The 23144-nt window shown below is 68.1% G+C and carries 18 protein-coding genes; 3 read left to right on the top strand and 15 right to left on the bottom strand.

Annotated features, from left to right (window positions below; all coding sequences use genetic code 11):
- Window positions 1-37: 37 nt before the first annotated feature.
- The 3 genes from gltX to HGG74_RS08950 are packed head-to-tail and all read right to left on the bottom strand — an operon-like array spanning window position 38 to window position 2952.
- The gene (gltX, locus tag HGG74_RS08960) at window positions 38-1543 is read right to left on the bottom strand and encodes a glutamate--tRNA ligase (RefSeq protein ID WP_168486001.1); all 1506 of its coding nucleotides are present in this window, start codon (window positions 1541-1543) and stop codon (window positions 38-40) included.
- Window positions 1544-1570: 27 nt separating this feature from the next.
- Window positions 1571-2134 (bottom strand): hypothetical protein, encoded by a 564-nt coding sequence (locus tag HGG74_RS08955; protein WP_168486000.1) that lies wholly within the window; start codon window positions 2132-2134, stop codon window positions 1571-1573.
- A gap of 47 nt (window positions 2135-2181) precedes the next feature.
- Window positions 2182-2952 carry a fumarylacetoacetate hydrolase family protein gene (locus HGG74_RS08950; protein WP_168485999.1) on the bottom strand — a complete coding sequence of 257 codons (771 nt, stop codon included), beginning with the start codon at window positions 2950-2952 and terminating at the stop codon, window positions 2182-2184.
- A 178-nt stretch (window positions 2953-3130) separates the two neighbouring features.
- Here HGG74_RS08950 and HGG74_RS08945 point away from each other — a divergent pair, with 178 nt between their 5' ends.
- Complete coding sequence (locus HGG74_RS08945) at window positions 3131-4444, top strand: UDP-glucose dehydrogenase family protein (RefSeq protein ID WP_168485998.1); 1314 nt, start codon at window positions 3131-3133, stop codon at window positions 4442-4444.
- 88 nt (window positions 4445-4532) lie between these two features.
- On the opposite strand, the gene HGG74_RS08940 is transcribed toward HGG74_RS08945, so the two are convergent.
- A complete protein-coding gene (locus HGG74_RS08940; protein WP_312856794.1) occupies window positions 4533-5312 on the bottom strand; it encodes an MBL fold metallo-hydrolase in 780 nt (259 codons plus the stop codon).
- Between the two features lie 117 nt (window positions 5313-5429).
- On the opposite strand from HGG74_RS08940, the gene HGG74_RS08935 reads away from it, so the two are divergent.
- Entirely contained in the window at window positions 5430-6170 is a 741-nt protein-coding gene (locus HGG74_RS08935; protein ID WP_168485997.1) for an AfsR/SARP family transcriptional regulator, read from the top strand.
- Between the two features lie 147 nt (window positions 6171-6317).
- On the opposite strand, the gene HGG74_RS08930 is transcribed toward HGG74_RS08935, so the two are convergent.
- Together HGG74_RS08930 and HGG74_RS08925 are read right to left on the bottom strand one after the other, a co-directional pair.
- Complete coding sequence (locus HGG74_RS08930) at window positions 6318-7421, bottom strand: branched-chain amino acid aminotransferase (protein WP_168485996.1); 1104 nt, start codon at window positions 7419-7421, stop codon at window positions 6318-6320.
- Between the two features lie 81 nt (window positions 7422-7502).
- The gene (locus HGG74_RS08925; RefSeq protein WP_168485995.1) at window positions 7503-8570 is read right to left on the bottom strand and encodes a 3-isopropylmalate dehydrogenase; all 1068 of its coding nucleotides are present in this window, start codon (window positions 8568-8570) and stop codon (window positions 7503-7505) included.
- Window positions 8571-8782: 212 nt separating this feature from the next.
- Between HGG74_RS08925 and HGG74_RS08920 the strand changes: the two genes are divergently transcribed.
- Window positions 8783-9295, top strand: a complete 513-nt coding sequence (locus HGG74_RS08920) for a hypothetical protein (protein ID WP_168485994.1) — start codon at window positions 8783-8785, stop codon at window positions 9293-9295.
- 167 nt (window positions 9296-9462) lie between these two features.
- Here HGG74_RS08920 and metG read toward each other — a convergent pair whose 3' ends face one another.
- The 9 genes from metG to HGG74_RS08875 all read right to left on the bottom strand — a co-directional run bounded on the left by metG (window position 9463) and on the right by HGG74_RS08875 (window position 23121).
- Window positions 9463-11016 (bottom strand): methionine--tRNA ligase, encoded by a 1554-nt coding sequence (metG, locus tag HGG74_RS08915; RefSeq protein WP_168485993.1) that lies wholly within the window; start codon window positions 11014-11016, stop codon window positions 9463-9465.
- Between the two features lie 127 nt (window positions 11017-11143).
- Entirely contained in the window at window positions 11144-11890 is a 747-nt protein-coding gene (locus HGG74_RS08910) for an ABC transporter ATP-binding protein (RefSeq protein WP_168485992.1), read from the bottom strand.
- On the bottom strand, window positions 11887-14697 hold the full coding sequence (locus tag HGG74_RS08905) for an ABC transporter permease (protein WP_168485991.1): 2811 nt from the start codon (window positions 14695-14697) through the stop codon (window positions 11887-11889). The genes HGG74_RS08910 and HGG74_RS08905 overlap by 4 nt, the downstream gene beginning before the upstream one ends.
- A gap of 158 nt (window positions 14698-14855) precedes the next feature.
- Window positions 14856-16445 (bottom strand): phosphoglycerate dehydrogenase, encoded by a 1590-nt coding sequence (serA, locus tag HGG74_RS08900; RefSeq protein WP_168485990.1) that lies wholly within the window; start codon window positions 16443-16445, stop codon window positions 14856-14858.
- A 124-nt stretch (window positions 16446-16569) separates the two neighbouring features.
- Window positions 16570-17595 (bottom strand): ketol-acid reductoisomerase, encoded by a 1026-nt coding sequence (gene ilvC, locus HGG74_RS08895; RefSeq protein ID WP_168485989.1) that lies wholly within the window; start codon window positions 17593-17595, stop codon window positions 16570-16572.
- Between the two features lie 48 nt (window positions 17596-17643).
- Window positions 17644-18156 (bottom strand): acetolactate synthase small subunit, encoded by a 513-nt coding sequence (ilvN, locus tag HGG74_RS08890; protein WP_168485988.1) that lies wholly within the window; start codon window positions 18154-18156, stop codon window positions 17644-17646.
- A 2-nt stretch (window positions 18157-18158) separates the two neighbouring features.
- On the bottom strand, window positions 18159-20063 hold the full coding sequence (locus HGG74_RS08885; protein ID WP_168485987.1) for an acetolactate synthase large subunit: 1905 nt from the start codon (window positions 20061-20063) through the stop codon (window positions 18159-18161).
- 376 nt (window positions 20064-20439) lie between these two features.
- Window positions 20440-22143 (bottom strand): dihydroxy-acid dehydratase, encoded by a 1704-nt coding sequence (gene ilvD, locus HGG74_RS08880; RefSeq protein WP_168485986.1) that lies wholly within the window; start codon window positions 22141-22143, stop codon window positions 20440-20442.
- Window positions 22144-22185: 42 nt separating this feature from the next.
- Window positions 22186-23121 carry a LysR family transcriptional regulator gene (locus tag HGG74_RS08875; RefSeq protein WP_168485985.1) on the bottom strand — a complete coding sequence of 312 codons (936 nt, stop codon included), beginning with the start codon at window positions 23119-23121 and terminating at the stop codon, window positions 22186-22188.
- Between the last annotated feature and the right edge of the window lie 23 nt (window positions 23122-23144).

Raw genomic sequence — 23144 nt, 5'->3', positions numbered from 1 at the left:
CTGCCGGCACGCCAACAACAGACCTAACGAATCCCTACTAGCTGGCGGCGCGGAAGGCCTTCAGGCGCACCAGGGATGAATGCCGGCCGAGGATTTCCATGGACTCGAACAACGGCGGGGAAATCCGCCGCCCGGAGACGGCGGTGCGAACCGGCCCGAAGGCCAGCCTCGGCTTGAGGCCCAGCTGCTCCACCAGCGCCTGGCGCAGCGCCGCCTCGATGTTCCCGGCGGTCCATTCCTCCACCGGCTCCAGCGCGGCCAGCGCGGCGTCGAGCACCTCCGCCAGGTTTGCCGGCAGGCCCTTGCGGGCGTCATCGGCGACGTCGATCTCGTCGTCATCCTTGAACAGGAACCCAAGCATCTCCGGAGCCTCGCCCAGCAGGGTGATGCGTTCCTGGACCAGCGGCGCCGCCGCCACGAGGATCTCGCGCTCGCGCGGGGTCAGGGTCTCCCCCACCAGGCCCGCGTGCTGCAGGTAGGGCACGAGGCGTTCGCGGAAGTCCACCGGGTCCAGTATGCGCACATGGGACCCGTTGATCGCCTCGGCCTTCTTCAGGTCGAAGCGCGCCGGGTTGGAGAGGACGTCGTGTATATCGAAGTTCTCCACCAGCTGCTCCACGGTGAAGATGTCCTCGTCCGCGGACAGGCTCCAGCCCAGCAGGGACAGGTAGTTCAGCAGGCCCTCACGGATGAAGCCGCGTTCGCGGTGCAGGAAGAGGTTGGATTGGGGGTCCCGCTTGGACAGCTTCTTGTTGCCTTCGCCCATGACGTACGGCAGGTGCCCGAACAGCGGCATGTACCGGGCCACCCCGATGTCCAGCAGCGCCCGGTACAGCGCGATCTGGCGCGGCGTCGAGGAGAGCAGGTCCTCGCCGCGGAGGACGTGGGTGATCCCCATCAGCGCATCGTCCACCGGGTTGACCAGGGTGTACAGCGGCTTGCCGTTGGCGCGGACCACCGCGAAATCGGGGACACTGCCGGCCTTGAAGGTGATCTCGCCGCGGACCAGGTCCTCGAAGGTGATGTCCTCGTCCGGCATGCGCACACGCAGCACCGGCTCCCGGCCCTCGGCCTTGAAGGCGGCGATCTGCTCCGCGGTCAGGTCCCGGTCGTAGTTGTCGTAGCCGAGCTTGACGTCGCGGCCGGCGGCCTTGTGCCGGGCCTCGACCTCCTCGGGCGTGGAGTAGGACTCGTACAGATGGCCGGCTTCCTTGAGGCGGCCGATGACGTCCTGGTAGATGTCCATACGCTGGGACTGGCGGTAGGGCTCGTGCGGGCCGCCGACCTCGACGCCCTCGTCCCAGGTGATGCCGAGCCACTTCAGCGCCTCGAGCAGCTGGTGGTAGCTTTCCTCGCTGTCCCGCGCAGCATCGGTGTCCTCGATGCGGAAGACCATGGTGCCGCCGGTGTGCCTGGCATAGGCCCAGTTGAACAGGGCCGTGCGGATCAGCCCGACGTGCGGGGTGCCCGTGGGAGAGGGGCAGAAGCGGACCCGTACGGGGGTTTCGGCGGTGACGGTGGGGATCTCGGCTGCAGTAGTCATAGTGGCTCCAAGTTTACGGGAGCCACGCTAGCGGATGGCCTGCAGCAGCAGGGCGCACAGGCCGCCGCAGACCATCGCGCCGGCCGCCGCGGAGACCACCGGATGCCCGCTGCCGGGGGAACGCAGCGCGGCCGCCGCCCAGAGCCGGAGCCCGAGCACCGGCAGCGCGGCCAGGCCCGGCGGTCCCAGCAGCAGCGGCAGGATGGCGGCGGCGGCTCCGCAGGTCATCGCCGGCCAGTCAAGCGGCCGGTGGCGCCGGGCCAGCAGCAGCAGGGCGTACCCGGCGAAGATGGCGAAGATCACCGCCGCCAGGCTCAGCGGCCCGTGCCACCAGCGGATGACCCGCAGCATCCCGTACATCAGGACCCCGGTGCCTGCCGCCAGCGGGGCCAGCCCCAGCCGGCCCAGTCCCGGGCGCAGCTGAGGTCCCAGCGCGGCCGCGATGGCCCGCGGCACGGCGCAGACCAGCAGGGCCGCTCCTGCTCCCCAGAGCAGCGGGCTGTCTGTCCGGGGCTGGGCAAACGGGGCCAGCACCAGGACCGCCGCCCAGACGACGGCGGGTGAAAGCACCGCGGCCGCGGTGCGGGCCACGCGCAGGCGGAAGGGCGCCGTCGTCGTTGCTCCTTGGTCCGGGCCCGTCAGCGGGCGGTGTTGGCCAGCCGGCCGATGCCTTCGATCTCCACCTCGAAGCGCTGGCCGGCCTGGATCGTGCCCACACCCGAGGGAGTGCCGGTCATGATCACGTCACCGGGCAGCAGGGTGAAGGCCTGGGAAGCATAGGCGACCAGCTCCCGCACGCCCCAGATCATCTGCGAGGTGTTGCCGTCCTGCTTCAGCTCGCCGTCCAGCCAGCCGCGGATGGAGAGGTTCTCCGGATCCAGTTCGGTCTCGATCCACGGCCCCAGCGGCGCCGACCCGTCGAAGCCCTTGGCCCGGGCCCACTGGTTGTCCGTGCGCTGGGCGTCCCGGGCGGTGAGGTCGTTGCCGCAGGTATAACCGAAGATCACCTCGTCCACCCGCTCAACCGGCACGTCCTTGCAGATGCGTCCGATCACCACGCACAGTTCGGCCTCGTAGGAGACCTCGTCCGAGAACGCCGGCAGCACCATGGGTTCGTTGGGGCCGATCACCGCGGTGTTCGGCTTGAAGAACATCAGCGGCGCAGGCGGGGTCTCGTTGCCCATTTCCTTGATGTGCTCCGCGTAGTTGCGGCCGATGCCCACCAGCTTGCTGCGCGGGATGATTGGCGCCACCAGGCGCACGTCCTCGAGCTTGTGGCGGGCCCCGGTGGGATGGATGCCGGCGAAGAACGGATCGCCGCCGATCACGGCGACTTCCTCGTTCCCCTCCTCCCCCTCGACCACGCCGTACATCGGATCGGAATCAACGACAAATCGGGCTATGCGCATGGGCACAAGCCTATGCGCATCGGCGCTCCCGCGTCCTGCACCCGCCCCAGCCTTGCCAACCGGGCGCCAGCAACGGACGTGAGGCGCGGCACACGGAAAATACCGCCGCGGATTTAATCCAGCGGCACGAGGAGCGATAGCCTCATTAGAGTTCTTCACAGTCTCTTTAAGGATCACCATGCGTATTTCGGTTATTGGCTGCGGTTACCTGGGTGCGGTCCACGCTGCCGCGATGGCCAAGCTGGGCCACGACGTCGTGGGCATCGATGTGGATGACCGCAAGATCGCCGAACTGCAGGCGGGGCGGGCGCCGTTCTTCGAGCCGGGCCTGCCGGAGCTGCTCACCGAGGTCCAGGGCACCGGGCGGCTGGCCTTCAGCACCGACATGGCCGATGCGGCCGGGGCGGCAGTGCACTTCGTCTGCGTGGGCACCCCGCAGCGCAAGGGTGAAAACGCCGCGGACCTGAGGTATGTCGACGCCGCCTTCACCACCCTGGCCCGGCACCTCGCCCCGGGCGACGTCGTCGTGGGCAAGTCCACCGTGCCGGTGGGCACCGCGGCCCGTCTGGCCGAGGAACTGGCCGAGGTACAGCCGGAAACCATCCTGGCCTGGAACCCGGAATTCCTGCGCGAAGGCTTCGCGGTGGCCGACACCCTGACTCCCGACCGCTTCGTCTACGGCGTGCCTGCCGGCACGGCCGGCGAGGCTGCGACGGCTGCCCTGGACGAGGTCTACGCGACCCCGCTGCAGGCCGGCACCCCGCGCCTGGTCACCGACTACGCCACCGCCGAACTGGTCAAGACCGCCGCCAACTCGTTCCTGGCCACCAAGATCTCCTTCATCAACGCCATGGCCGAGGTCTGCGAAGCTGCCGGGGCGGACGTGAAGATGCTCGCCGACGCGATCGGCCTGGACGACCGCATCGGCCGCAAGTTCCTCAACGCCGGTATCGGCTTCGGCGGCGGCTGCCTGCCCAAGGACATCCGCGCCTTCATGGCCCGGGCCGGGGAACTGGGCGCCGACCAGGCCCTGACCTTCCTGCGCGAGGTGGATGCGATCAACATGCGCCGCCGTTCCCGTGTGGTGGAAATGGCCCGCGACCTGTGCGGCGGTTCGCTGCTGGGCCAGCGCATCACCGTCCTGGGCGCGGCCTTCAAGCCCGACTCCGACGACGTGCGCGACTCCCCGGCCCTGTCCGTGGCCGCCCAGCTGCAGCTGCAGGGAGCCACCGTGACCGTGACCGACCCTGAGGCTCTGGAGAACGCCAAGGGCCGCTTCCCCGAGCTGCACTACGAGCCGGTGCTGGAGAACGCCCTGTCCGGCGCGGACGTGCTGCTGCTGCTGACCGAATGGCGCCAGTACCGCAACCTGGACCCGGTTGCCGTGGGCGCCCAGGTCGCCGGGAAGAACATCCTCGACGGGCGCAACGTGCTCGACGCCGCCGCCTGGCGCGCCGCCGGCTGGCACTACAAGGGCATCGGCCGGCCGTAACCACCGCAGGACCTTGCCGGAGGCCGGGCCACGCTGGAAGCTACCAGCAGTGGTCCGGCCTCCGGCCTATCCAGTCCCTGCCGGTGCGTCAGCTGCGCAGGAACTCCAGCTGCGCTGCCACCGAGGACTCGGCGGCACCGCGCACGGACGCGTCGACGTCGTGGTAGACGTAGTCCGTGACCGCCTGGACGCTGGCGTCCGGGCCCAGCCGGGACAGCGCGCCGCGGATCTGCTCGAGCCGCTCGTGGCGGTGCTGCAGGTACTTCCCGCAGATGTCGGCCAGGGACGGCAGTACCGGGCCGTGGGCCGGCAGCACCGTGGCCGGGCCCAGGGCCGCCAGACGCTCGAGCGATGCCAGGTACGGCCCCAGCCGCCCGTCCGGATAGGCGATGATGGTGGTGCCCCGGCCCAGGATCGTGTCACCGGTGAGCACCGAGCCGTCCGGCCCATCGCCGGGCAGGTGCAGGCAGACCGAGTCCGCCGTATGGCCGGGAGTGGCCAGGACCCGGATCCGCACCCCCGCGGCGTCCAGTTCCTCGCCGTCGGCCAGCGGCGCGCCGCCGTGGCAGAATGCCGGGTCCAGGGCCCGCACCGGGGCACCGGTCAGTTCGTGGAACCGGTGGCTGGCCTCGGTATGGTCGCTGTGGTGGTGGGTGATGAGCACCAGTTCGACGGCGCCGGCGCCCGCCAGCGCCTGCAGGTGCGGCTCGTCCAGCGGCCCGGGATCCACCACGACGACCCCGGCCCCGGGGACGCCGACCAGGTACGAGTTGGTGCCGTCCAGGCTCATGGGCCCGGGATTCGGGGCCAGCCGGAAGCGGGTCAGCGGGCTGCTGCGGACGATGCCTGCGTTCGGATCTGTGCTCACAGGCCTATCCTGCCACGCCCCGGGCAGCAGCAGGCTCCGCCGGCGGCGGCTGATCCGGCCGGACGGAGCATATTCCGGCCGCACACTCTTGCCTTATCCGGCGCGCTGGCCAACGCTATGAAATTGGGTCCTACCCATCTGGGGGCAATGATGGTGCAGTGGCAGGGGGCAGCAATGGGGCAGTGGCAGCTTGGCCTTTTTGGGAACTGGCGCCTGCAGCGCGACGGCGAGGAAGTCCCCGTCAGCCACCGCGAACAGCGCCTCATTGCTGCCCTGGCCCTGCACGGCCGCAGCCCGCGGGCGTTCCTGGCGGATCTGCTGTGGCCGGACAGTACGCGGTCCCTGGCCCTGGAAAGTCTGCGCGTGAGTCTGTGGTCGATCGTCCACAACCTCCCGGGCCTGCTGGCCGGGACCAGGGACCCGCTGGAGCTGGGCAGCACCGTCGAGGTCGATGTGCACGAGGTGGAAGCATGGGCGGCCGGCTGCGAGGGTTCGCAAGGGTACAAGGCGCTCGTCCTGCAGGCTCCCGCGGAACTGCTGCCGGGATGGCATGACGACTGGGTGTTCGCGCAGCGGGACCGGGTGGGCCAGCTGCGGGTCCGCGCCTTGGAAATGGTCGCCGAGCAGTTCCTCCGGGAGGAGGCCTACGACCGCGCCGTGGAAGCGGCCAGCCTTGCGGCAGCCCTGGACCCGTTCCGGGAGAATGCGCACCGGCTCATCATCCATGCGCACCTGCTGGCAGGCAACCGGGCATCGGCGGCGCAAAGCTACCGGCAGTTTTCTGCCAAAGTCACCCGGGAACTCGGCGTGGGCCCGTCCGCGGAGCTGACCGAACTTATACGCCGGCTGGGAACCTGAACGAATCGCCTGTCCGGCCTGCGGACGGCGTGTCGTCGCCGACGGCCTGCTGCCTCCCGGGTGCCGCTGCCGGCACGGGCCCAGGCAGCACGGGAACGGGCCCCGGAGAACCGGGGCCCGTGAGACCAGACCGCCGCAACCGGCGGGTCAGGCCAGGCGGGTCAGCCAGCCGTGGATGTCTTCCTCGACGCCGGTCTGGATGCCCAGCAGCTGCCGGCGGATGGACATGCACACCGCGTCGGCGCCCAGCGGCGGGGACACCATGCTGCCGTCCTCGGTCTTCAGCTCGCCGATCGGGGTGATCACCGCGGCGGTGCCGCAGGCGAAGACCTCGGCGATCCGGCCTCCGGCAATCCCCTCGCGCCACTCATCGATGGTGATCTTGCGTTCCTGGACCTGCAGGCCGCGGTCCTTGGCCAGCTGGATGATCGAGGACCGGGTAACCCCGTGCAGGATGTTGCCGTTCAGTTCCGGGGTCACCAGTGTTCCGTCCGCGAAGACGAAGAAGATGTTCATCCCGCCGAGCTCTTCCACCGCATTGTCGTTGGTGGGGTCCAGGAAGAGCACCTGCTTGCAGCCGTGCGCCTCGGCCTCGAGCTGGGCTGCCAGGGAGGCGGCGTAGTTGCCGCCGCACTTGGCCTCCCCGGTACCGCCGTGCCCTGCGCGGGCGTAGCGGGTGGAGAGCCAGATGGGCACCGGCTTCAGTTCGCCGCCGAAGTAGTTCCCGGCGGGCGAAGCGATCACCCGGTAGGAGACCTCGCGCGCCGGACGGACCCCGAGGAAGGCCTCCGTGGCAATCATGAACGGCCGCAGGTACAGGGCGGCGCCGTCGCCGGAGGGGATCCAGTCCTTGTCCACGGCCACGAGTTCGCGCAGCGAGTCCACGAACACGCCCTCGGGCAGTTCCGGCAGGGCCAGGCGCACGGCGGACTTGTTGAAGCGCACCGCATTGGCCTCGGGCCGGAAGGTCCAGACCGAACCGTCCGCGTGCCGGTAGGCCTTCATGCCCTCGAAGATCTCCTGGCCATAGTGCAGCACCGCTGCCGCCGGGTCCATCAGGATCGGCCCGTACGGCTCCACCCGCGCGTTGCTCCAGCCGCCGATACCGGCCGCGTCCACCTTGTAGTCCACCACTGCGGTGTGGTCCGTGAAGTAGTTGCCGAAGCCCGGGTCGGCCAGGATGGCAGCACGTTGTTCGGCACTGACCCGGTGGTCGGAGAGCTGCCGGGTGAATTGCAGTGTTTCAGTCATGGTTCCTCCACGGTGGATGCACACCGTTGTGCCCGCCTTCTGTTCAGGCTGGTGTCGCTAGCTCGGGTTAATAACCGCTAACTAGCCTACTGCCAAAAGGGAAGCGATAGCATCGCCGACCTCCGACGTCGTCCGCGCAGCAGATCCGCGCCCGGCGATGTCCTTCTCCACGGCCTCCTGCACGCGGGCGGCCGCCCCGGGCAGGCCCAGGTGGTCCAGCATCAGGGCCACGGACAGGATGGCCGCCGTCGGGTCGGCCTTCTGCTGCCCGGCGATGTCCGGCGCGGAACCGTGGACCGGCTCGAACATGGACGGCGCGGTGCGGTCCATGTTGATGTTGCCCGAAGCAGCCAGCCCGATGCCGCCGGTGATGGCGGCGGCCAGGTCCGTGATGATGTCGCCGAAGAGGTTGTCCGTGACAATCACGTCGAAGCGCGCCGGGTCCGTGACCATGAAGATGGTGGCGGCATCGATGTGCAGGTAGTCCACGGCCACCTCCGGGAATTCCCGGCCGACCGCTTCGACCGTACGCCGCCACAGGTGGCCGGCGTGGACGAGCACATTGTGCTTGTGCACCAGGGTGAGCTTGCGGCGGCGGGACTGGGCGCGGCGGAAAGCGTCCCGGACCACGCGCTCCACGCCGTGGGCGGTGTTGACGGAGACCTCGGTGGCGATCTCGTGCGGGGTGCCCACGCGCAGGGCGCCGCCGTTGCCCACGTAGGGTCCTTCGGTGCCTTCCCGGACGACGACGAAGTCGATCTCCCCGGGATTGGCCAAGGGGCTCGGCACGCCCGGAAAGAGCTTGGCCGGGCGCAGGTTCACATAGTGGTCCAGGCTGAAACGCAGCTTCAGCAGCATCTCGCGCTCGATGATGCCGGACGGGATGCGGGTGTCCCCCGGGGCGGCGCCGACGGCACCAAACAGAATGGCGTCATGGGTGCGCAGCTTTGCCAGGGTTTCCTCCGGGAGGGTCTCCCCGGTGGCCAGCCAGTGTTCGGCACCGAGCTTGTATTCGGTGAGTTCGAAGCCGGCCGCTTCGCCGGCGGTGGCCGCGCGGAGCACCTTGACGGCTTCGGCGACGACCTCCGGACCGATGCCGTCGCCGGGGATGACTGCGAGGGAAAATGCCTGGGAATCTGCTGCGCTCATGCATCCGATTCTAGGGAAGGGGTCCACATCATGGTCAAACCGTCCCAATAAATGGACACGCCGGTATCCTCGCCGGAGCAGGATCCGGCCGCCTGAGGCCGCCGCCGCCTCAGGCGGCCCTGGGCAGAGGCCCTGCGCACACAGCGACATCCCGGTCCGGATCTGCAAAGATGGCAGGCACCAGCCCGTGCAGGACCAACGGAGGAGGCACCATGCTGCGCAGGAAAATGCCGGCGGTGAGTGTGGACAACAAGGCCCTGGCCGCCTACCTGAACAGCCATTTGGCCGGAGCCGCGGCAGGCCGGCGGATGTTCCATGCCGCCAAACGGACCTGGGTCGGCACGGAGGCTGCGGCGGTGCTCGACGAGATCGAACGCCAGGTGCACGGCGAGCGGCAGGAACTCAAGCAGCTCATGCACGATCTGGGCTACCGCCGCAGCTTGGTGATGGCCCTGGTAGCGCGGGCCGGCGCCCTCGCCGGCAGGGTCAACCCGGTCAACCTGCTGCGCAGGGGGCGCAGCACCGGCGGACAGCTGGAGCTGGAGCTGCTGCAGTCGGCGCTGCGGGGCAAGGAGGCCTTGTGGCGCACCCTGTTGGAACTGCAGCAGGCCCTTCCCCAGCTGAACCGGCGCCGCCTGGCCGAACTGCTCGAACGCACCCGCCGGCAGCAGGACGCGGTGGCCGGCATCATGCGCCGCACGGCGCTGCAGCGGTTCGCCAAGTAAGCCCGGGGGCTGCCGCGGCGGGCGGCTTCCAGGACGCTTGGGGCCGAAGGAGCCGGAGACACGCGTCGCGCCTTCCCCCGCTCGCTTCGCCCGCGGCGGGGCCCCGGAGTGGGGCGCGAGGGACCTGCTGTGGCGGCGAAGCCGACACTGCGGGAGCGCCCCACTCCCTAGCTGGCGGGTTCTTCGTACTTCGGGAAGACCGGTGCCGGGGCAGGCAGCCTGGTGCCCGGCACCAGGGCGGCGCCGATGGCAGCGAAGCTGCGGGCGTCCGCAGGCTGGCCGAGCACGTCCAGCAGCCGGGAGGCCGAGCCCGGCATGACCGGCTGGATGAGGATCGAGACGATGCGCAGCACTTCCAGCGTCACGTAGAGCACGGTGTTCATCCGCTCGACATCCGTCTTGCGCAGTACCCAGGGCGCCTGCTCGGCGAAGTACGCGTTGGTGTCCCCCAGCAGGGCCCAGATGGCCTCGAGCGAGCCGTGGAAGTCCTGCACCTCGTAGGCCGCGCGGGACTTCTCCAGCAGCCGCTCGGCCCGGGCCAGCAGTTCGTGGTCCTCGGCAGCCAGCGTGGCCGGCTGCGGCACCTGGCCGCCGCAGTTCTTCGCCACCATGGAGAGCGAGCGCTGCGCCAGGTTCCCGAGGTTGTTGGCCAGGTCCGAATTCATCCGGCTGACGATCGCCTCGTGGCTGTAGGAGCCGTCCGCACCGAAGGGCACCTCGCGCAGCAGGAAGAAGCGCATCTGGTCCAGCCCGTACTGCTGCACCCAGTCCGACGGGGCGATCACGTTGCCCAGGGACTTGGACATCTTGACGCCCTGGTTGTACAGATGGCCGTGGATCATCACGCGCTTGGGCAGCGGCAGTCCGGCGCTCATCAGGAACGCCGGCCAGTAGACGGCATGGAAGCGGGAGATATCCTTACCGATCACATGCACGTCGGCAGGCCACCATTTGCGGAAGGACTCCGCCTCGGTGTCCGGGAAGCCGATGCCGGTGAGGTAGTTGGTCAGCGCATCCACCCAGACGTACATCACATGCCCCGGCTTGCCGGGCACCGGCACACCCCAGTCGAAGGTGGTACGGCTTATGGACAGGTCCGTCAGCCCCTGCTTGACGAAGCTGATCACCTCGTTGAAGCGGGTCCGGGGTGCGGCGAATTCTGGCTGCTCTTCGTAGAGCTTCAGGAGCTTGTCCTGGTACGCGGAGAGCCGGAAGAAATAGGATTCCTCCTCGGTCCAGGTGACCTCGGTATCGGTCTGGACCGCGTAGCGCTTGCCGTCCTCGCGGACCTCGGTTTCGTCCTCGACGTAGTACGCCTCGTCGCGGACGGAGTACCACCCCTCGTACTTGTCCAGGTAGATGTCCCCGGCCTCTTCCATCCGCTTCCAGATGGCCTGGGCGGCCTTGTGGTGGTCCGCCTCGGTGGTGCGGATGAAGCGGTCATAACTGATGCCCAGCCCGTCCTGCGTGGCCTGGAAGAAATCGGAATTGCGCCGGGCCAGGGCCAGCGGGGTGATGCCTTCCTTCTGCGCGGTATGCAGCATTTTCTGGCCGTGCTCGTCGGTGCCCGTCAGGAAGAACACGTCATACCCGTCCAACCGCTTGAACCGGGCCATCGCGTCCGTGGCGATGAACTCATAGGCATGCCCGATGTGCGGGACGCCGTTGGGGTAGGAGATGGCCGTGGTGATGTAGAACGGGGGCTTCTCAGATGCGGTCACCCTATAGAAATTACCGCGCCGGGTCCGGCATTGTCGAAAGCGGCCGGGCCGCTGCGATGCCGGCGCTTAAACGCGCGACGGCGGCGGGAGCACCTCCCGCCGCCGCGTCGCCGGTCAACCGCGAAGGTCAGTTCATGTAGGTGCGGCTGTCGGCGACGGCGATCAGCTCCTGGTCGTGGGTGGCCACCAGCACGGTGATGCCGTCCCGGGTGGTGTCCTTGAGGATGCCGATGATCTGGTTCGCATGCTCGCGGTCCAGGCTGGCCGTCGGCTCGTCCACGACCAGGACCTTGGTGCCCAGAATCAGCGCGCGGGCAATGGCCACCCGCTGGCGTTCGCCGCCGGAGAGCTGGACGGGACGGTGGTGCATGCGCCGGCCCAGGCCGACCAGGTCCAGCAGGTTCTTGGCCATTTCCGTGCGCTCGGCGACCTGGCCGTCGGGAACCGCGGGCAGCAGCACGTTCTCGAGGGCGCTCATCCCGTCGATCAGCGCCCCGCCCTGGTCCACATAGCCGATCAGGGCACGCCGGCGCTCGGCGATCTCGTCGTCGTCCATCTCATCCAGCGACTCGCCCTCCCACAGCACCTCACCGGCGGTGGGCAGGGTCAGGCCGGCGGCGACGGTCAGGATGCTGGTCTTGCCCGAACCGCTGCGTCCGGCCAGGCAGTGCATGGTGCCGGCCTCGAGCCCGAGGTTAAAGTGCTCCACGATGGTCAGCGGGTCCGCTCCCCCGCCCTCGTACCGGATGGTCACATCGCGCAGCTCCAAGGGCATCTGGTGCTCCACCGGGCGGACGATGGTGTTCGAGCGGGTCTGGACCTCCTCGTCGGTGTCCACGGGGCCAGCCACGTTGGTTGTGGGATCGTCAATCATTTCCGCGTCCTTGTCGTCACGATAAACCAGATGAGTACGGCCAGCACGCTGGCCAGTGCCGCCCGCAGGACGGCATGCGGGGCGATGACCAGGGTGACCGCCACCGAGCCGAGAATGGCCAGCGGCAGCGCGAGCACCCCGAGGATGCCGGCCTCCCAGCGGCGCAGCTGCAGCAGCAGCCCCGGACCCCAGCCCATGGCGGTGAGGATCTGCCACTGCTCGCGCTTGCGCGGCAGCTCGAAGCGGCCGGTGATCAGCGTCAGCATCAGCGAGGCCAGCACGCCCAGCAGCGCCAGGGCCAGGTTCAGGCCGCTGAGCTGGTTCACGGCCAGCACGCTCAGGGCCGAGCTGCCGACGGCGCGGGGCAGGTCGACCAGCACGGCCACCAGGGCGCCGGCTGCCGCACCCAGCACGCCAACCGAGACCGCCACGGCGGCGGAATTGAACCGGTTGGACAGCAGCTGGCGGGCTGCGTAGGTCTTGGCATTGTCCACCAGGGCAGAACCGTCGCCACCGGCCGGGGCAGAGTCCGGCCGCGGATGCGGCTTCAGCAGTGCCGCGGACGTGAACGCAGCAGCCAGATAGATGGCCAGCGCGGCGGCGGACACCAGCGCGGTGACCCAGTTGCGGCTCAGCGCCACCACGACCGCAGCCACGGCCAGGATGGCCACCGCACCCACCAGCAGTTCGTGCAGGAACCAGGACCGGATCCTGCCGCGGGTCCAGCCCATCGCCCGGAGCGTGACCGCTTCGGCCCGCCGGTTCCTGGTGAAGGTCACGGTGCTCGCCGCCGTCACCAGGGCGGCACCGCCGATGGTCAGCGCCAGCAGCGCAATGCTGGAGGAACTCAGGGCGTTCTGCACGCCGGTGGCCGACCCCTGGCGCACCCACGACTGGGTCACGGTCCCGAGGGCCGAGACCGTGCCGAGGCTGTCCTTGCGGTACTCCGGCACCGTAATCGAGACGTCCTCGCGGGCTGAACCCGCGACGACCTCGGTATGCAGGCCCAGGGCGGCGATGTCCCCGGCCACGGCGGCGATTTCCTCGCGCGCGCTCTGCCAGCTGCCGGCGGCGTTGACCCGGACGCGAATGGCGTCGATCACAGGGTCCTCGGCCGAGGTGCCGCGCACGGCGGCCAGGCCGGTGTAGTCGGTGATGGCACCGGCGGACTGTACCGCCAGCCCCGCCCCGCTCAGGCCCGGGTCCAGAGCCACCGGCTCCACGTCATTGCCCTGCGCGTCCTCGACCAGGGTCAGCGGGGTCGGATCGTAGCCGCCCAGCGGGAGGTAGTTGATGTCCCCGGCGGCGGAACGGACGGCGTTGGCGTCAAAGGTGCCGAAGACGAACGGCAGCGGGGCGGAGGTTTCGCCGCCAGCCTGCAGGCTCTGGCGGTAGGACTGCTCGGACACCGGCTCGCGCTGGGTCGTGTCCGGTTCCGTCTGCCACGAGAGCGTCTTCTCGGGCAGCTTGTTGACCTGGACCCAGCCCTGCGGGATGACCGTCTGGTCCGTGGCGCCGTTGGCTTCGGCCTCGCCGGCCGAATATTCCGGACGGGAGACGAAGTCCGTGGACCACAGGGCCGGCTGGTAGAGACCGGAGGCCACCTGGATGCCGCCGGACCCGAGCAGGTAGTTGTAGTCCTTGCCGCCGGGCCAGCGCAGTTCGAACGGCTTGCTGGTGGCGAAGGGCAGGTAGTCCTCGCCGAGGTTCCTGCTCACCGTGCCCACCTCCGCGATGGTGTTGCCGGCTTCGTCGATCTCCTCGATGGTGACCGAGTACTTCAGGTTCAGTTCGGTCCCGGAACGGACCACCATCGGGATGACCTGGGAATCGTCGGTCAGGCTGCCGGCTTCCTTGGCGGACTGGTACTGGAACAGGAACGGGCTCCAGAACTTGAACGGCAGGCCTTCGTGGTAGATGCCGGACTTGACGTCCTCGGCGGAGAAGCCCTGGCTCATGCGGTCCATGAACCGCTGGCCGACTTCCTCGGCATTGCGCCCGGAGGCGCCGGGAGCCTTGGCCAGCGGTGCCAGGAAGGCACCGGCCTCGCCCAGCAGCGCCTGCTCGGCCACGGGATCGACGGCGACGACGGTTTCGGAGATCTGCGGCAGCGTGGGCAGGGCGATGGAGACATCGAAGTTCCCGTGGAAGGTGCCGCCGGCGGGGTCGGGGAACTTGATCCCGGTTTCGCCGTCGGGTGCGACGGTGCGCACGCTGGTGCCCCCGGGCACCTTCTCGGTCACAACCTCGCCTTGGCCGAGCGTGCCCTGGGCGCTGTTCTCGAACAGCACCGTGGTGTTCTTTCCGTCCGAGGTTTCGGCCTTGGCGGTGATCCGGTAGCGCTTCGGGGTGTCGCTGAGCACCGAATCCGGGGCCGGCCACTGATCCTTAGGCACGGCGTCGGAGATGCCCTGCTGGTCGATGAAGGCCTGGGTGTTCGGGGTGTAGCCGACATAGTCGGTGGCCTTCAGCTGCGGCACCTGGGCGTCCTGGACCACCTTGGAGACCAGCGAGATCGGAGCGGCGACGGCAACGCCGGAGACCTGGCGGATCTGCTGCAGCTCGGCGGCGGTGATGCCGCCGGTGCCGCTCACCACGTCCGGCTGCCGCAGGGTCCCCCCGGACCCGCCGGTGTCCTCGGGCAGGACCAGAATGTCGTAGAGGCCGCGGGCGTTCTTGTCCACGACGTCGTTAATGGCGATCTGGGCCCGTGCCTGGATGAACACGGACAGGACCATCGCGGCCACCAGCACGACCACGGTCACTACCAGGGAACGGCTACGTAGGAATCGTGCCGCGGGGTTCATCGCCTGCCCTCACACATCTCGTTACTCTCGATCAAATCGTCTCTGCGCATAAAGTCTGGAAAATCCTCGGAACCGGCCCGGAACGAACGAAAGCCCGCTGCCCCAACAGCGTTGAGTCAACGGGCCTTCGTCCAATTATGGCAGGTTTGCCGGGCCCCTTAGTCCGCCAGGTCCACCACACGGGCCAGGCTGGCGCCGATGGTCCCGCGCAGCTGGTCCACGATTTCCTGCGGGACGGAGCTGTCCACGGTCAGCAGGGCCAGGGCCTGCTTGCTGTCCTCGTTGCGGGAGACCTGCATGCCGGCGATGTTGATGTCCGCCTCGCCGAGCAGCCGGCCCAAGGTGCCGATCACGCCCGGACGGTCCTCGTAGTTGATCACCAGCAGGTGCTCGCTGATCGGAATTTCCATTTCGTACCCGTTCACGCCCACGAGCTTCTGGATCTGCTTCGGCCCGGTCAGGGTGCCCGAGACGGAGATCTGCGCGCTGTCGGAGAGGGCTCCGCGGATGGTGAGCACGTTGCGGTACTCCTCCGACTCCGGCGTGGTGATCAGGCGGGTGTTGATGCCCCGCTGCTCGGCCAGCACCGGCGCGTTGACATAGGAGACCTGCTCGGAGACAACGTCCTTGAACACGCCCTTGAGCGCGGCAAGTTCCAGTGCCTTCACGTCCAGCCCGGCAATCTCGCCCGCGACCTCGATGTCGATCTGGGTCACGGAGGTATGCGTCAGCGCGGTGAAGATCTGGCCCAGCTTCTCCATCAGCGGGATGCCGGGACGGACCACCGGGTCGATGATGCCGCCGGCGACATTCACGGCGTCCGGAACCAGCTCGCCGGCCAGAGCCAGGCGCACCGACTTGGCCACGGAGATACCGGCCTTCTCCTGGGCTTCCTCGGTGGAGGCGCCCAGGTGCGGGGTGACCACGACATTGTCGAAGGCGAAGAACGGCAGGTCCGTGCTCGGCTCCTTGACGAAGACGTCGATGGCGGCGCCGGCGATCTTGCCTTCCTTCAGCGCGGTGTGCAGGGCGTCTTCGTCGATCAGGCCGCCGCGGGCGACGTTGACCACGTAGGCGGTGTCCTTCATCTTGTCGAAAGCCTCGGCGCCGATCATGCCCATCGTCTCAGGAGTCTTGGGCATGTGGATGGTGATAAAGTCCGACTGCTCCAGCAGCTCGTCCAGGCTGACCAGCTTCACGTTCAGCTGGGCGGCACGGGCGCTGGTGACGTACGGGTCGTAGGCCAGGATCTGGGTTTCGAAGGCCTGCAGGCGGGCAGCGATCAGCGCGCCGATCCGGCCCAGGCCGATGATGCCGACCTTCTTCTCGTACAGTTCGGTCCCGGTGTACCTGGAACGCTTCCATTCGCCTGCCTTCAGGGCCGCATTGGCGGCGGCAATGTTGCGGGCCAGCCCCAGGATGTGGCCGATGGTCAGTTCGGCGGCGGAAATGATGTTCGAGGTCGGCGCATTGACGACCATGACTCCGGCCTGGGTGGCGGCCTTGATGTCGACATTGTCCAGGCCGACGCCGGCGCGGGCGATGACCTTGAGCTTCTTCGCGGCGGCAATGGCCTCGGCGTCGACCTTGGTGGCAGACCGTACCAGGATGGCGTCCACGTCCGCGATCGCAGGGAGCAGCTGGGAGCGGTCCGCGCCGTCCGTCTGGCGGATCTCGAAGTCGGGACCGAGGGCGTCGATGGTGGCAGGCGAGAGCTCCTCAGCAAGGAGGACTACTGGTTTTTCCACAAGGATGTTCCTTCTGCGATGCAATCGGGGGTGCAATCAGTTTAGGACGACAAACGGCCGGACTCACATTGTTTCCCATTGGTCCCAATGTGAATCCGGCCATAGTCGCGCCTTCGCCGTGCGGTTAGCGGGCCGCGGTGCCCTCGGTGTAGTCGTCGTTGGACTTGGCCCAGGAGAACAGCTTGCGCAGTTCGCGGCCGGTAGCCTCGATCGGGTGTGCCTCACCCTTGGCGCGCAGCTCCTTGAACTCCGGAGCTCCGGCATCCTGGTCGTCGATGAAGCGCTTGGCGAAGGATCCGTCCTGGATGTCAGCGAGAACGGCCTTCATGTTCTCCTTGACCTCCGGGGTGATCACGCGCGGGCCGGAGACGTAGTCGCCGTACTCTGCGGTGTCCGAGACGGACCAGCGCTGCTTGGCGATGCCGCCTTCCCACATCAGGTCGACGATCAGCTTGAGCTCGTGCAGTACCTCGAAGTAGGCGATCTCGGGCTTGTAGCCGGCCTCGGTCAGCACCTCGAAGCCGTACTGCACCAGCTGCGAGGTGCCGCCGCAGAGTACAGCCTGCTCGCCGAACAGATCGGTCTCGGTCTCTTCGGTGAAGGTGGTCTCGATGACGCCGGCGCGGGTGCCGCCGATGGCCTTGGCGTAGGACAGGGCCAGGTCCTTGGCCTTGCCGGTGTAGTCCTGCTCCACGGCGATCAGGTCCGGAATACCGCGGCCGGCCTCGAACTCGCGGCGCACGGTGTGCCCCGGAGCCTTCGGCGCAACCAGGGCGACGTCGACGTCGGCCGGCGGCTTGATGTAGCCGAAGCGGATGTTGAAGCCGTGGCCGAAGAACAGTGCGTCACCGCTCTTGAGGTTCGGTGCGATGTCCTCGGCGTAGACGAAGCGCTGGACCTGGTCCGGGGTCAGGATCATGATCAGATCGGCTTCGGCAGTTGCCTCGGCCACCGGCAGCACGCGCAGGCCCTCGGCCTCGGCCTTGGCCTTCGACTTGGAACCTTCGGCCAGGCCGACGCGCACGTCGACGCCGGAATCGCGCAGGTTCAGGGCGTGGGCATGGCCCTGGCTGCCGTAGCCGATGACGGCGACCTTGCGGCCTTGGATGATCGAGAGGTCGGCGTCGTCGTCGTAGTAGAGCTCAGTCACTTTCTATTTCTCCTGTGGGTTTTTTCGTCTGTGGATCGAGCGGGGATATCAGGCCGAACGCAGGGCCCGGTCGCTCATCGACCGGGAACCTCGGCCGACGGCCAGAGTTCCGGACTGGACAATTTCGCGGATGCCAAACGGCTCCAGCACTGACAGCAGCGCAGAAAGCTTTTCGGCAGTGCCGGTGGCTTCAATGACCAGCGAGTCGGTGGACACGTCGACCACTGAGGCGCGGAACAGATCTGCTGCCTGGGTTACCTGCAGCCGTGCCGCGGCATCGGCGCGCACCTTGACCAGGATGTGGTCGCGCTGCACGGAGGATTCCGGAACCAGTTCGACAATCTTGATGACATTGACGAGCTTGTTCAGCTGTTTGGTGACCTGCTCGAGCAGGTCACCCTCGGCGTCGACCACCACGGTGATCCGGGAATACCCGGGGGCTTCCGTGGGGCCTACCGCCAAAGAATGGATGTTGAATGCCCGGCGGGCAAACAGGCTGGCCACGCGGGTGAGCACGCCGGGAACGTCCTCGACCAGTACGGACAGTGTATGACGGGACATTCCTAGTCCTCCTCTTCCCAGGCCGGGGTCATGCCCCGGGCGATCTGGATAGCGTCGTTGCTCACGCCGGCGGGCACCATTGGCCACACCATGGAGTTCGGGCTGACCACAAAATCGATGACCACCGGACGGTCGTTGATTTCCAGCGCCTGCTTGATGGTCGCGTCGATGTCCTCGGCCCGGTCGCAGCGCAGCCCCACGCAGCCGTAGGCATCCGCCAGCTTCACGAAGTCCGGGATGCGGACGGTCTCGTGGCCGGTGTGCAGGTCGGTATTGGAATACCGGCCGTCATAGAACAGGGTCTGCCACTGGCGGACCATGCCCAGGGAGGAGTTGTTGATCACCGCGACCTTGATCGGGATGTTGTTCAGCGCGCAGGTGGCCAGTTCCTGGTTGGTCATCTGGAAGCAGCCGTCCCCGTCGATGGACCAGACCACGCGGTCCGGATCGCCAACCTTGGCGCCCATGGCCGCGGGCACCGAATAGCCCATGGTGCCCAGGCCGCCGGAGTTCAGCCAGGCCCGCGGGCGCTCGTACTTGATGAACTGGGCGCTCCACATCTGGTGCTGGCCGACGCCGGCCACGTAGACGCCTTCGGGCCCGGTCAGCTCGCCGATGCGCTGGATGACCTGCTGCGGCGCCATCAGCCCGTCCTCGGGCTCGGTGAAGCCCAGCGGGTAGGTCTGGCGCAGCTTGTCCAGCATGGCCCACCACTCGGCCAGGTCCGGGGCGGATTCCGCCGCGAACAGCTCGCGGCAGGCCTCGGCCAGCTCGGGAATGATCTCCTTCACCGAGCCGACGATCGGCACGTCGGCGGCACGGTTCTTGGAAATTTCCGCCGGGTCGATGTCGGCGTGGATGACCTTGGCCTCCGGGGCAAAGGTGCTCAGCACCCCGGTGACGCGGTCGTCGAAGCGGGCGCCGAGGGTAATCAGCAGGTCCGACTGCTGCAGCGCCGTCACCGCGGAGACCGAGCCGTGCATGCCGGGCATGCCGATATGCAGTTCATGCGAATCCGGGAAGACACCGCGGGCCATCAGCGTGGTGGTCACGGGTGCGCCGACCAGCTCCGCCAGCTCGCGCAATTCCGCCGCGGCGTTCGCCTTCACGACACCGCCGCCAACGTAGAAGACCGGGCGCTTGGCCGCGGCGATCAGCCTGGCGGCTTCCCGGACCTGCTTGGAGTGCCCGCGCACGACGGTCCGGTAGCCGGGAATGTCCACGCGCGGCGGCCAGGAGAACGTGGTGAGGGCCTGCTGGGCATCCTTGGTGATGTCCACCAGCACCGGTCCGGGGCGGCCGCTGGTGGCGATGTAGAACGCCTCCGCCAGCACGCGCGGAATGTCCTCGGCGCGGGTGACCAGATAGGAATGCTTGGTGATCGGCATGGTGATGCCGACAATGTCCGCTTCCTGGAAGGCGTCGGAACCGATCACCGCGCTGCTCACCTGGCCGGTGATGGCGACCATGGGCACGGAGTCCATGTGGGCGTCGGCGATGGGGGTCACCAGGTTGGTGGCACCGGGGCCGGAGGTGGCGATGCACACCCCTGCTTTGCCGGTGACCATGGCATAGCCCTGGGCGGCATGGCCTGCTCCCTGTTCATGGCGGACCAGGATGTGGTTGATCCGGGTCGAATCCATGAGCGGGTCGTAGGTGGGGAGGATGGCCCCGCCCGGCAACCCGAAGACGTCGGTGACGCCCAGTTCTTCCAGTGAACGGACAACGGCTTGTGAGCCGGTCATTTCTGTGGGCGGCACGATGTTGTTCGGTCCCTGCACGGGATTGACCGCATCCACGGTGGAAGAGACAGAGGCAGCTACATCTTTGGTCCTGACAGTGTCACCGGCCTTGGCCGGTGCCTTGTTGGCCATCAGCGAAGGGCTGATTGGCGATCCCTTACTCATCGGGCTCTTCCTTTACGGATCTTCTGTTGTTGGTTGATGTGCTGGCCGCATCCGGTGAAGGCTGCGGCTCTGTGCTCTTCATGCAATAAAAAAACCCCGCCGAGCCGGCTGGCTCCGATGGGGTTCCGCGCGTGACGTAGCCTGTCCAGCCGGGCCTAGGCCACGCGCTCGATAACGACTACAACGGTTTCGATCTGCATGGCAATCAGTCTAGGCGCTGTGCGGACACCAGTGTCAAACGGAGCGTATCCCATCTCACTATTTGGACAAGACAGTCCACCTTTCGGACGGCCCGGTTCCGGAGGCGCCAAGGCTTCCAGAGTGGCGCCGGGACCCGTCCGGCACGGTGCTCAGCGCCGTGCCGGACGGGCAGGCATTATCCGCAGTAGGCGCCGGTGGAGGCCGAGTTGACCAGCTTGGCGTACTTCGCCAGGACGCCGGAGGTGAACTTTGCCGGCAGGGGCTCCCAGCCGGCCTTGCGGGCCTGAAGCTCGGCCGGGTCGACCAGCAGGTCGATGCTGCGGGCGCCGATGTCGACCCGGATCCGGTCCCCGTCCCGGACGAAGGCGATCGGGCCGGCGTCGACGGCTTCCGGGGCCACGTGCCCGATGCACAGCCCGGTGGTGCCGCCGGAGAACCGGCCGTCGGTCAGCAGCAGCACGTCCTTGCCCAGGCCGGCACCCTTGATGGCGCCGGTGATGGCGAGCATTTCGCGCATGCCGGGACCGCCCTTGGGACCCTCGTAGCGGATGACCACGACGTCGCCGGGCAGGATCTGCCCGTTATCGAGCGCATCCAGGGCGCCCTGCTCGCGTTCGAAGACGCGGGCGGTGCCCTCGAAGACGTCGGCGTCGAAGCCTGCGGACTTCACCACCGCGCCCTCCGGGGCGAGCGAGCCGTGCAGGATGGTGATGCCGCCGGTCTTGTGGATCGGGTTATCCAGCGCCCGCAGGATCTTGCCGTCGGGGTCCGGCGGGTTGATCGCGGCCAGGTTCTCGGCCACCGTCCTGCCGGTGACGGTCAGGCAGTCCCCGTGCAGCAGGCCGGCATCCAGCAGCGCCTTCATGACCACCGGCACGCCGCCGATCCTGTCCACGTCGGTCATCACGTAGCGGCCGAAGGGCTTCAGGTCGCCCAGGTGGGGAATCCTGTCCCCGATCCGGTTGAAGTCGTCCAGGGTCAGGTCCACCTCCGCCTCGCGGGCAATGGCAAGCAGGTGCAGCACGGCGTTGGTGGAGCCGCCGAAGGCCATCGCCACGGCGATCGCATTCTCGAACGCCTTCTTGGTCATGATGTCGCGGGCGGTGATGCCCAGCCGCAGCAGGTTCACCACTGCCTCGCCGGACTGGCGGGCGAACTGGTCGCGGCGCCGGTCGGCCGAGGGTGGGGCCGCGGACCCGGGCAGGGACATGCCGATCGCCTCGCCGATGCTCGCCATGGTGTTGGCGGTGTACATCCCGCCGCAGGCGCCCTCGCCCGGGCAGATGGCCCGTTCGATCCGGTCCAGGTCGCCCATGCTCATCTTCCCGGCCGCGCAGGCGCCCACGGCCTCGAAGGCGTCGATCAGGGTCACCTCCTTCTCCGAGCCGTCCTCGAGCTTGACCCAGCCGGGCATGATCGAGCCGGCATAGAGGAAGACGCTGGACACATCCAGGCGCGCGGCGGCCATGAGCATGCCCGGCAGGGACTTGTCGCAGCCGGCCAGCAGCACCGAACCGTCAATGCGCTCGGCCTGCATCACGGTCTCGACCGAGTCGGCGATGACCTCCCGGGACACCAGCGAAAAGTGCATGCCCTCGTGGCCCATGGAAATGCCGTCCGAGACCGAGATGGTGCCGAACTGCATCGGGAACCCGCCGCCGGCGTGCACGCCTTCCTTGACCGCCAGCGCCAGCCGGTTCAGGGACAGATTGCAGGGGGTGATTTCGTTCCAGGAACTGGCGACGCCGATCTGCGGCTTGGCGAAGTCGTCGTCCCCCATTCCCACCGCTCGGAACATGCCGCGGGCAGGCGCCGCGTGGATACCGTCGGTGACAGCGCGGCTGCGCGGCTTGATATCAGGAGTTGTCTCGGGGCTCATAGCATTAGATTCTATGTCCAGCCCGGCGCGGGCCCGGCCACATTACGGTTCTGCCTGCCCGACCGCCGACTGCTGGCTGGCCACCAGCCGGGCCTCTTCGCGCAGCAGGCCGAGGACCGTGCGGATCGTGGTGCGCTCAGCCAGGTCGCTGCGCACCAGGGCGACGATGCTGCGGTGCGCGCGCACGTCCCGGATCGGCCGCATGGTGAAGCCGCGTCCCTGCGCCTTCAATGAGGTATAGCGCGGCAGCATGGCCAGGCCGTGGCCGGCGGCCACCATCGCCTCCATCACGCGCAGGTCGGGGAAGCGCAGTATCCGCCGGGCCAGCCGTCCGGTGCGGGCCTCGATCTGGGCCAGCACCTGTTCGAATGGAAAGCCTCGCGGGACACCGATCCACGGGTAGTCCACGACATCCTCGGCCTCCAGTGCATCCTTGGCTGCCAGCGGATGGTCTGCCGGCATGCCGACGTCGAGCGGCTCGTCCAGCAGTTCGACGACGGTGATGCCGCGCTGCTCGAACACATCCGCGCCCTGCAGGCTGTGCGCCACCACAAAGTCATAGTCTGCCGTCAGCGGCACAAAACCGGCCACGGAGGGATCCTCCAGGGAGACGGCGAAGTGCACGCCCTCCAGGCCGCGCAGCCGGTACAGCAGTCCGGGCAGGAACATCTCGGCCGAGCTGGGGAAGAATGCCGCCCGGATCTGCTGCTGCCAGCCGCTGCGGTAGCTGTCCACGGTCGCCTGCACCCGTTCCATGGCGGCGGCCACATCGGCTGCGGCGGCAGCCATCGCCAGTCCTGCCTCGGTCAGCTTTACTCCGCGGCCGGACTTTTCCACCAGCAGCACGCCGGTTTCCTCCTGCAGCACCTTCAGCTGCTGGGAGACGGCGGAGGCCGTGACGTTGAGGGCGTCGGCCGTCGCACCCACGCTGCCGCGGTCCGCCAGCTCGCGCAGGATCTGCAGCCGCTTTACATCCATTTAGGAATTCTACAGTTCAAGAT

The organism is Arthrobacter mobilis (assembly GCF_012395835.1).
GTDB lineage: Bacteria > Actinomycetota > Actinomycetes > Actinomycetales > Micrococcaceae > Crystallibacter > Crystallibacter mobilis.
The sequence above is the reverse complement of the archived record's forward strand: the minus strand, read 5'-3'. Positions and strand labels throughout refer to the sequence as shown.